This window comes from Pseudomonas fluorescens (assembly GCF_902498195.1).
Lineage (GTDB): Bacteria > Pseudomonadota > Gammaproteobacteria > Pseudomonadales > Pseudomonadaceae > Aquipseudomonas > Aquipseudomonas fluorescens_BU.
Window position 1 is genome coordinate 385,633 of record NZ_CABVIY010000008.1, and the last position, 10,492, is coordinate 396,124.

Genomic DNA, 10,492 nt, shown 5'->3' on the forward strand with positions numbered 1-10,492 from the left:
GACTCCGGAAAAACGAGGAATAACTATTGGACGAGAATTGCCTGTGCCAGTTCAAGGTCACTGGCATGAAGTTTTGCCTGGGTCTGGCGCAGATAACGCAGGGCAGACTCCAGTTGTGCGCCTCTGAGTTGACCGTCACTGGCGATGAACGCTGCGGCATCATCCCGAGCGGCGAGCAGCAGTTTATGGTCGAAGGGCGCGGAGGTCACCATGCTTGAGGCGTAACCGCTGGCCACAGTGCCTTGGGTCGACAGGTTGAAGGCGTCGAAGGCATAGGCCGAACTTGCACAGTTGGCCACGAGGAGGACTGAAAGGATGAGCGGATTTGAAAGAAAACGCATGAGACTCGAGGGTTGATAGCGAGTCCCAAGGCTAGCGCAATGCCCGGTCTAGAGCCAGCGCTGAAAGACAGGGACACGTCGGCCGTGTCCCCGTAGTAGCCGTTGCTTAGATGGCGAGGATCGCCTGCGCCAGTTGTGCGTCGGATGCGTTCAGCTGGGGCGCTTGATGACGAATGTGGTCGAGGGCGCTTTCCAGTTTTACACCACGGATGTTGCCTTCACTGGCGACGAAGCTGGCGGCGTCGTCACGGGCGGCGAGTACGATCTTGTCATCGCGGAAGGAAGAGGTGACGTCGGAGGTTGCATCGGAAGTGGCCTTGAGTGCACCGACGACGGCATCGGTGGTCACGATGAAGCTGGTGGCGTGGGCATTGGCAGCCACGGCAAGCAAGGCTGCAGCGCTGAGCAGGCGAAGACGGGTCATGGGTGTAACTCCTTTGGGTAAGCCGATAGAAAGGTGGCGCAATGTCTGATGAGTCAGACGTTAGACACTCAATATTCGCTACGTTCTGAATGGATAGTAGGCCTGAGTGGAATGTCGCGACAATCTGATCGTGTCAGCGACCAGGCCGGTTTTAGTTCGCGGATCTAACTGTACAGGTATACTTCCATTTTCGTGAAACTGTACTGTTGCTGCTTTTTCACCCCCTGAAACGACGAAACCCGTCGTGGTTTCCCACGACGGGTTTCGTTTGTTCAATTCGGGTTGCTGGCGGTGGACCCTGCGGGTCAGAGCCAGCGACGCTAACTTAGCGCCAGAACGGCTTGCTCAGCTCTTCGTAGCGTTGTGCTTCGCTAATCCCGGCGTCAGCCAGCAGACGCGAATCCAGGCGAGCCAGTTGATGGCGGCTGGAGATGCGGCGCTGCCACAGCATCAGGTTGGCGATAACGCGCAGAGGCATGGAAGCCTGGGTTTTTACAGCGGTGTCTTCGAAGAACAGTTCGGAACTGAGTGTACGTTCCATGGTTTTCATCCTTCCGCTTGTGGCGGGATTAGGTAGTGGTTTAACTGGTGCCCATGTTCCTCTTGTTTGCCTAGTCTTCGTAGATACAGTTCAACTGTATTGTGAGGGCTCAGTTAACTGTTTATAGGGGGTGTACTGGTCTAAATTGAGGCAACTGTACTTGTCTGCACCTGAGTGGTGCATAAATGATCTTTTTACGGAAAGGTGTAGGAGATTTCGGTAGGAAATGACCAGTACAGTAGTACAGTTTTTGAAGGATTCAAGCGTGACAATAGCCAGCTGACGAAACTGTGTTTGCGTCAGCTGCTATCTGTACCAATTACACGGCGAGCATTTTCCCGGTTTCTTCCAGGTTCATGTGCCAACTGAGGGCGTCGCGCAGGATGTGGGGCGTGTGTCCGCCCAGGGCGCAGGCGGCTGTGAAGTAGTCATTCAATGCCTGGCGGTAGTCCGGGTGCACACAGTTATCGATGATGACGCGCGCCCGTTCCCGAGGCGCCAGGCCACGCAAATCCGCCAGGCCGACTTCGGTGACGAGGATGTCGACGTCATGCTCGGTATGGTCTACGTGGCTGACCATCGGCACGACGCTGGAAATTGCGCCGCCCTTGGCGATCGACTTGGTGACGAAGACCGCCAGGTGCGCGTTGCGCGCGAAGTCACCGGAACCGCCAATCCCGTTCATCATCCGCGTGCCGCAGACGTGGGTAGAGTTGACGTTGCCATAGATGTCGAACTCCAGGGCCGTGTTGATGCCGATAATGCCCAGGCGCCGCACCACTTCCGGGTGGTTGGAGATCTCCTGCGGGCGCAGCACCAGTTTGTCCTTGTAGCGCTCCAGGTTGCCGAACACATCGGCGTTGCGGCGGCTCGACAGGGTGATCGAGCTGCCCGAGGCGAAGCTCAGCTTGCCAGCGTCGATCAGGTCGAAGGTCGAATCCTGAAGCACTTCGGAGTACATCGTCAGATCTTCGAAAGGCGAATCGATCAGGCCGCACATCACCGAGTTGGCGATGGTGCCGATCCCGGCCTGCAACGGGCCGAGTTTGTTGGTCATGCGCCCGGCGTCGACTTCCTGCTTGAAGAAGCCGATCAGGTGGTCGGCAATGGCCTGGGTATCGACGTCTGGCGGCAGCACAGTGGACGGCGAATCGGGCTGGTTGGTGACCACGATCGCGACGATCTTTTCCGGCGGAATCGGGATGGCGGTGCTACCAATGCGATCGTCGACTTTCACCAGTGGGATCGGCGTGCGGGTCGGACGGTAGGTCGGGATATAGATGTCGTGCAGGCCTTCCAGGTTGGGGTTGTGCGCCATATTGATCTCGACGATCACGTGTTTGGCGAAAATCGCGAAGCTGGCCGAGTTGCCCACGGAGGTGGTCGGCACGATATGGCCTTGTTCGGTGATGGCCACGGCTTCGATGACCGCGATGTCCGGCAGCTTCAGTTGCTGGTTGCGCAGTTGCTCGACGGTTTCCGACAAGTGTTGGTCGATGAACATGACCTCGCCGGCATTGATCGCCTTGCGCAGGGTGCTGTCGACCTGGAACGGCATGCGACGGGACAATACGCCGGCTTCGGTGAGTTGTTTGTCGAGATCGTTGCCCAGGCTGGCGCCGGTCATCAGGCTGATCTTCAGCGGGGTGACCTTGGCCCGTTCGGCCAATGCATGAGGTACGGCCTTGGCTTCGCCGGCGCGGGTGAAGCCGCTCATGCCGACGGTCATGCCGTCCTCAATCAGTGCGGCAGCCTCGGCGGCGCTCATCACTTTATCCAACAACGAAGGCAGGCGAATACGGTCACGGTACATGGATTGTTATCTCGGGAAGCGGGTAGCAGGATGCGCAGTCTATTGAATTTCGGCGGCCCCTGTCCCGCTACCAAGGTCGCAAAAGAGGCGTCTATTCCGGGGCTTTCAAGCAAAACACCGTTACAGGATCCGTAACAAAGCCGCCGATTTGCGCAAACAAAAACGCCCCGACAGGTCGGGGCGTTTTGTGTTGCCGGCGAGGGTTACTCGACAGCCTTGACCATGTCTTCGATGACTTTTTTCGCGTCACCAAACACCATCATGGTTTTGTCCAGGTAGAACAGTTCGTTGTCCAGGCCGGCATAGCCGCTGGCCATCGAGCGCTTGTTGACGATGATGGTCTTGGCCTTGAACGCTTCGAGAATCGGCATGCCGGCAATCGGCGATTTCGGATCGTTCTTGGCGGCCGGGTTGACCACGTCGTTGGCGCCCAGCACCAGCACTACGTCGGCCTGGCCGAACTCGGAGTTGATGTCATCCATCTCGAACACCTGGTCGTAAGGCACTTCCGCCTCGGCCAGCAGGACGTTCATGTGGCCTGGCATACGACCGGCGACCGGGTGGATCGCGTACTTCACGGTCACGCCGCGGTGGGTCAGCTTCTCGGTCAGTTCCTTCAGCGCATGCTGGGCCCGCGCTACCGCCAGGCCGTAGCCTGGAACGATGATCACGGTGTCCGCGTTGGTCAGCAGGAAGGTCGCGTCGTCAGCCGAACCGGATTTCACCGGGCGGGCTTCTTTCGAACCGGCAGGGCCGGCCGCATCTGCGGTGTTGCCGAAACCACCGAGCAGTACGTTGAAGAAGGAGCGGTTCATCGCCTTGCACATGATGTACGAGAGGATCGCACCGCTTGAGCCCACCAGCGAACCGGCGATGATCAGCATCGAGTTGTTCAGCGAGAAGCCGATACCTGCCGCTGCCCAGCCGGAGTAGCTGTTGAGCATCGACACCACGACCGGCATGTCGGCGCCGCCAATCGGGATGATGATCAGCACGCCGAGCACGAAGGCCAGCGCCAGCATCAGGCCGAAAGCGGTGTAGTCGCCGGTGAGCATGAAAGTGATGCCCAGTGCCAGCGTGGCCAGCCCCAGCAGCAGGTTCAGCTTGTGCTGACCGCCGAACTGTACCGGTGCGCCCTGGAACAGTCGGAACTTGTACTTGCCCGCCAGTTTGCCGAAGGCAATGACCGAACCGGAGAAGGTGATCGCACCGATGGCCGCACCGAGGAACAGCTCCAGTCGGTTGCCGGCCGGAATGGCGTCACCCAGTTTCTCGACGATGCCCAGCGACTGCGGCTCGACCACGGCTGCCACGGCAATGAACACCGCAGCCAGGCCGATCATGCTGTGCATGAAGGCGACCAGCTCGGGCATCTTGGTCATTTCAACGCGCTTGGCCATGATCGTACCGACAGTGCCGCCGATCAGCAGGCCGACGATCACGTAGACGATGCCGTCGTGGGCCAGCTCGGAACCGAGCTTGTAGATCAGGCCGACCGTGGTGAGGATCGCCAGGCCCATGCCGAGCATGCCGAACAGGTTGCCGCGACGCGAGGTGGTGGGATGCGAAAGACCCTTGAGCGCCTGGATGAAGCAGACCGAGGCGATCAAATACAGGGACGTAACCAGGTTCATGCTCATGCTTGCTGCACCTCAGCCTTCTTGACTGCTTCGGCCTTGGCTGCCGGCGCTTTTGCCGGGGCCGCTTTCTTCTTGAACATTTCCAGCATGCGCCGGGTGACCAGGAAGCCACCAAACACGTTGACCGCGGCCAGTGCCACGGCCAGGGTGCCCATGGTCTTGCCCAGCGGGGTCACGGTGAGGGCGGCGGCGAGCATCGCGCCGACGATCACAATGGCGGAGATGGCGTTGGTCACGGCCATCAGGGGGGTGTGCAGCGCAGGCGTCACGTTCCAGACCACGTGGTAGCCGACATAGATAGCCAGCACGAAGATGATCAGGTTGTAGATACCGTGAGAGATCAGCATGTCTTCCATTGTTTTTATCCTCAGCCGTTCTTGCGCACGATCTGGCCGTCGCGGCACATGAGGCACGCGGCGACGATATCGTCTTCAAGGTTGATCACCAGTTGTCCGTCTTTGTCGAACAACAGTTTCATGAAGTCCAGCAGGTTGCGGGCATACAGGGCCGAAGCATCGGCGGCGACAGCGGCTGCCAGATTGGTCGGGCCGACGATGGTCACGCCATTTTCGACGACGACTTGGTCGGCCACGGTCAGCGGGCAGTTGCCGCCCTGGGCTGCTGCCAGGTCGATGACCACCGAGCCCGGTTTCATCTGTGCCACGGTTTCCGCGCTCAACAGCGTCGGGGCCTTGCGACCCGGAATCAGTGCGGTGGTGATGACAATGTCGGCCTGCTTGGCGCGTTCGTGCACGGCGATGGCCTGACGCTGCATCCAGCTGGCGGGCATCGGGCGAGCGTATCCGCCGACACCGACGGCGCATTCGCGCTCTTCGTCGGTCTCGTAAGGCACGTCGACGAACTTGGCGCCGAGCGATTCGATCTGCTCTTTTACCGCAGGACGCACGTCAGAGGCTTCGATCACCGCACCCAGGCGTTTCGCCGTAGCGATCGCCTGCAACCCGGCAACACCGGCACCCAGAATCAGCACGCGCGCAGCTTTAACGGTCCCCGCAGCGGTCATCAGCATCGGCATGAAGCGCGGATAGTGGTGAGCAGCCAGCAACACAGCCTTGTAGCCGGCAATGTTGGCCTGCGAGGACAACACATCCAGGCTCTGGGCGCGGGAGGTCCGCGGCGCGGCTTCCAGCGCAAAGGCGGTGATGCCGCATTCGGCCATCTTCGCAATGGTTTCATTGCTGAACGGGTTGAGCATGCCCACCACAACGGTGCCGCTTTTTATCAGCGCCAGCTCGCTGTCGCTGGGAGCGACTACCTTGAGAATCAGCTCGGCGCCAAACGCATCACTGGCGCTGCCAATGGTTGCGCCTGCCGCTTCATAGGCACTGTCGATAACGCTGGCATTAATGCCCGCGCCGCGTTGAACAGTGACCTTATGACCCTGGCCGATCAGCTTCTTAATGGTTTCGGGGGTAGCAGCAACCCGCGTTTCACCCGTCTGGGTTTCGAGAGGAACACCAATGTGCACGTCAAATCTCCTGCGTGATCTTATTAAGTAAACCCATGCACTACGGATGGTGCGGCTGGGGCGGCCGATCAGCACGATCCCGCCAAATCAGGGCGGGGCGCGGCATTTTGCAGGCGAACTTTGTGCCCTTCAAGGGATTATGACGCGTGACGGAAAATTAACTACAAGTCACCCCGTGACCGAATGTCGCATCGATTCGGCTATATCCCTTGTATGGCGTGCCTTTCAGCGATTTTTACCTGATTTTATGAGTTTACACATCGTTCATATGAATGATGCTGTATTGCTTCGAGATAGCGGCGCAAAGCCATGTGTTCAGGCGCTTGTGGGACGTTTGTACTGCTTCTGGGTACAGTCTTCGAATATGCGACAAATACTTATATCTGTAGGGTTTTCAATTAGCTGACTACGAGGTCAGTAATCGGCTTGAGGCCTTTATCCTTCTAGGCTGTAGCTGTGTGCCTGATGGATCAGCCAGTCCCTGAAAGCCCGCAAAGACGCCGATTCGACCTTTCGCTCGGGAATCATCAAGTAATAAGCCTTGATGCTGGAGAGTGCCTGAGGGTTGGCAATGACCAGTCGTCCCTCGGCCAATTCACGCTGGATGAGGAACGGCGGGATCAACGCGATTCCCATGTCATGCATTGCTGCCTGGGCCAGCATGGAGAATAGCTCGTAGCGTGGCCCTGTCATGTCACGAGGGACATTCAGGTGCTGGGAGTCGAACCACTGTCGCCAGGCATAGGGGCGAGTGGTTTGTTGCAGGAGGGGCTGCTCGGCGATTTCACCGGCTGTCAGGTGGGCCTTTTTCCCCAGTAGATGGGGGCTGCATACGGGGAGTGGGTGCTCACCCATCAGACGGTGGGATTCCGTGCCGGACCAATCCGCGTCGCCGAAGTAAATCGCGGCATCGAAGTCAGTATCGGCAAACAGGAAGGGACGCGTCCGGTTCGTCAGGTTGACCGTTACTTCCGGGTGCTTTTGCTGAAAGTCCTTGAGCCGGGGCAGCAGCCACTGGGTGCCAAACGTCGGCACTACGGCGAGCTCGATCACGTTGGTGCCTTGTTGGCCCATCACGGACAGCGTGTCCCGCTCGACCGCATCAAGCTGGGTGGCGACCCGGCGGCTGTAGGACAGGCCGGCTTCTGTCAGCTTCACGCCGCGCCGCGAGCGTCGGAACAGTTCTACGCTGAGAAACTCCTCAAGGCTGGCGATCTGTCGGCAAATCGCCCCCTGGGTCAGCGAAAGCTCCTGCGCTGCCTTGGTAAAGCTCTCGTGGCGTGCGGCCGCCTCAAAGCTGATCAGGGCGGTGGTGCTGGGTATCTTTCTGCGCATGTACGTCAACCTCACTAATACATCGCGTTAATTGCCTTTTGCGACGTTTCGGAGTGAGAAATTAGCACAACAGTATGCGAAATCCTCGTTTGCCGAGCGGCCGAACCCGGCCTAGGATCAGTCCACGTTTATTTGACTCGTTTTGAGAGGACACACTCATGGCCGGTAAAGCTAGCTTCAACTGGATTGATCCCCTGCTGCTGGATCAACAGCTCACCGAAGAAGAGCGCATGATTCGCGACACCGCCGCGCAATTCGCTCAAGCGAGCCTCGCGCCGCGCGTGCTCGAAGCTTTCCGCCATGAAAAGACCGACCCGGCCATCTTCCGTGAGATGGGTGAAGTGGGCCTGTTGGGCGCGACCATTCCGGAGCAGTACGGTGGCAGCGGCCTGAACTACGTCAGCTATGGCCTGATCGCGCGTGAAGTGGAGCGTGTCGATTCCGGCTACCGGTCGATGATGAGTGTGCAGTCCTCCCTGGTGATGGTACCAATCAATGAATTCGGTACCGAAGCCCAGAAACAGAAGTACCTGCCGAAACTGGCCTCGGGTGAGTGGATCGGTTGCTTCGGCCTGACCGAGCCTAACCACGGCTCCGATCCGGGCGCGATGATTACCCGTGCCCGCAAAGTTGAAGGCGGCTACAGCCTGACCGGTAGCAAGATGTGGATCACCAATAGCCCGATCGCCGATGTGTTTGTGGTCTGGGGCAAGGACGATGCGGGCGACATCCGTGGCTTCGTCCTGGAAAAAGGCTGGAAAGGCCTGAGCGCTCCGGCGATTCACGGCAAGGTCGGCCTGCGTGCATCGATCACCGGCGAGATCGTCATGGACAACGTGTTTGTTCCGGAAGAGAACATCTTCCCGGATGTGCGTGGCCTGAAAGGTCCTTTCACTTGCCTGAACTCGGCGCGTTACGGGATTTCCTGGGGCGCACTGGGCGCCGCGGAATTCTGCTGGCACACCGCTCGCCAGTACACCCTGGATCGTCAGCAATTCGGTCGTCCGTTGGCCGCCACTCAGCTGATCCAGAAGAAACTTGCCGACATGCAGACCGAAATCACTCTGGCGCTGCAAGGCTGCCTGCGTCTGGGTCGCATGAAGGACGAAGGTACGGCGGCAGTTGAAATCACTTCGATGATGAAGCGCAATTCTTGCGGGAAGTCCCTGGACATCGCGCGCATGGCCCGCGACATGTTGGGCGGTAACGGTATCTCTGACGAGTTCGGCGTTGCCCGCCACCTGGTCAACCTGGAAGTGGTGAATACCTATGAAGGTACGCACGACGTCCACGCGCTGATCCTCGGTCGCGCGCAAACCGGCCTCCAGGCGTTCTATTAATAGGAGAACGGCCATGGGCGCGCTTTCGCATCTACGGGTACTGGATTTATCGCGGGTGCTGGCCGGGCCTTGGGCCGGGCAAATCCTTGCCGACCTTGGCGCCGAGGTGATCAAGGTCGAGCGTCCGGGCAATGGCGATGACACGCGCGCCTGGGGCCCGCCTTTCCTCAAGGACGCCTATGGCGAGAACACCAGCGAGGCCGCCTATTACCTGTCGGCCAATCGCAACAAGCAATCGGTGACCATCGACTTCACGCGCCCTGAGGGGCAGAAGCTGGTGCGTGATCTGGCGGCCAAGTCGGACATTCTGATCGAGAACTTCAAGGTCGGCGGTCTGGCAGCCTATGGACTGGATTACGAATCGCTGAAGGCAATCAACCCGGATCTGATTTATTGCTCGATCACCGGGTTCGGGCAAACCGGTCCTTATGCCAAGCGTGCGGGTTATGACTTCATGATCCAGGGGCTCGGTGGTCTGATGAGCCTGACGGGGCGGCCGGAAGGGGATGAGGGCGCGGGGCCGGTGAAGGTTGGTGTGGCGCTGACCGACATTTTGACCGGGCTTTATTCGACAGTGGCGATCCTGGCGGCACTGGCGCATCGGGATCATGACGGTGGCGGCCAGCATATCGATATGGCCTTGCTGGATGTTCAGGTGGCTTGTCTGGCTAACCAGGCGATGAACTACCTCACCACTGGCAATGCGCCCAAGCGCTTGGGGAATGCTCATCCGAACATCGTGCCTTATCAGGATTTTCCTACGGCGGATGGCGACTTCATTCTTACCGTGGGCAATGACGGGCAGTTCCGCAAATTCGCGGAAGTCGCCGGGCAGCCTCAATGGGCAGATGATCCGCGCTTTCTCACGAACAAGCTGCGAGTAGCGAACAGGGCGGTGCTCATCCCGCTCATCCGCCAGGCAACGGTGTTCAAGACCACCGCTGAATGGGTGGCGGCGCTGGAGCAGGCGGGGGTTCCGTGTGGGCCTATTAACGATATCGCCCAGATGTTTGCCGATCCGCAGGTCAAGGCGCGTGGGCTGGCTATCGAGTTGCCCCATGCGCTGGCCGGGATGGTGCCGCAGGTGGCCAGTCCGATTCGTTTGTCGCGGACTCCGGTGGAATACCGTTTTGCGCCGCCTTTGCTGGGTGAGCATACGGCCGAGGTGCTTCAGCGGGTGTTGGGGGTGGGGGCTGGTGCAGTGGCTGCCTTCAAAGAGTCCGGTGTGCTCTGAGTTTCCTTCTATATAGAAAGGTAGGCTTTGCTCCTTCCTGTGGCGGGGGAGCGGTCTGTTTTAGTGCCTCCTGTAACTTATTGAAAGAATACTGAAATCAATGCTTGACGGCAGATTTCAGATGTCTATAATTCGCCCCACTTCCGGCGCAGTCGAAACGGAAAACTCCTTGGTAAACAATGAGTTACGTAGGTTTCGACAGCAAATAGCTTCAGGTCATCGAAGCCGAAAGGGAGTTGAAAAAGAGGTGTTGACAGCAGCGTGTAACGCTGTAGAATTCGCCTCCCGCTGACGAGAGATCGGAAGCGCAAGTGGTTGAAGTTACAAAGGAAACT

10 protein-coding genes are annotated in these 10,492 nt (G+C 58.9%); 2 read left to right on the plus strand and 8 right to left on the minus strand.

Going from position 1 to position 10,492, the window contains the following annotated elements; genetic code table 11:
- Positions 1-23: 23 nt before the first annotated feature.
- The 8 genes from F8N66_RS27960 to F8N66_RS27995 all read right to left on the minus strand — a co-directional run bounded on the left by F8N66_RS27960 (position 24) and on the right by F8N66_RS27995 (position 7,583).
- Complete coding sequence (locus F8N66_RS27960) at positions 24-341, minus strand: DUF2388 domain-containing protein (RefSeq protein ID WP_150773200.1); 318 nt, start codon at positions 339-341, stop codon at positions 24-26.
- Positions 342-447: 106 nt separating this feature from the next.
- On the minus strand, positions 448-765 hold the full coding sequence (locus tag F8N66_RS27965) for a DUF2388 domain-containing protein (RefSeq protein ID WP_150773201.1): 318 nt from the start codon (positions 763-765) through the stop codon (positions 448-450).
- A gap of 325 nt (positions 766-1,090) precedes the next feature.
- Complete coding sequence (locus F8N66_RS27970; protein ID WP_150773202.1) at positions 1,091-1,306, minus strand: DUF1127 domain-containing protein; 216 nt, start codon at positions 1,304-1,306, stop codon at positions 1,091-1,093.
- Between the two features lie 319 nt (positions 1,307-1,625).
- Positions 1,626-3,119 carry an acetyl-CoA hydrolase/transferase family protein gene (locus tag F8N66_RS27975; protein WP_150773203.1) on the minus strand — a complete coding sequence of 498 codons (1,494 nt, stop codon included), beginning with the start codon at positions 3,117-3,119 and terminating at the stop codon, positions 1,626-1,628.
- 203 nt (positions 3,120-3,322) lie between these two features.
- Positions 3,323-4,759 (minus strand): NAD(P)(+) transhydrogenase (Re/Si-specific) subunit beta, encoded by a 1,437-nt coding sequence (locus tag F8N66_RS27980; RefSeq protein WP_150773204.1) that lies wholly within the window; start codon positions 4,757-4,759, stop codon positions 3,323-3,325.
- Entirely contained in the window at positions 4,756-5,115 is a 360-nt protein-coding gene (locus F8N66_RS27985) for an NAD(P) transhydrogenase subunit alpha (RefSeq protein WP_150773205.1), read from the minus strand. Before F8N66_RS27985 ends, F8N66_RS27980 begins: the two co-directional genes overlap by 4 nt.
- A gap of 11 nt (positions 5,116-5,126) precedes the next feature.
- A complete protein-coding gene (locus F8N66_RS27990; RefSeq protein ID WP_150773206.1) occupies positions 5,127-6,248 on the minus strand; it encodes a Re/Si-specific NAD(P)(+) transhydrogenase subunit alpha in 1,122 nt (373 codons plus the stop codon).
- Positions 6,249-6,683: 435 nt separating this feature from the next.
- On the minus strand, positions 6,684-7,583 hold the full coding sequence (locus F8N66_RS27995; protein WP_150773207.1) for a LysR family transcriptional regulator: 900 nt from the start codon (positions 7,581-7,583) through the stop codon (positions 6,684-6,686).
- 158 nt (positions 7,584-7,741) lie between these two features.
- Between F8N66_RS27995 and F8N66_RS28000 the strand changes: the two genes are divergently transcribed.
- Complete coding sequence (locus tag F8N66_RS28000) at positions 7,742-8,923, plus strand: acyl-CoA dehydrogenase (RefSeq protein WP_150773208.1); 1,182 nt, start codon at positions 7,742-7,744, stop codon at positions 8,921-8,923.
- A 13-nt stretch (positions 8,924-8,936) separates the two neighbouring features.
- On the plus strand, positions 8,937-10,157 hold the full coding sequence (locus tag F8N66_RS28005) for a CaiB/BaiF CoA transferase family protein (protein WP_150773209.1): 1,221 nt from the start codon (positions 8,937-8,939) through the stop codon (positions 10,155-10,157).
- Positions 10,158-10,492: the final 335 nt, after the last annotated feature.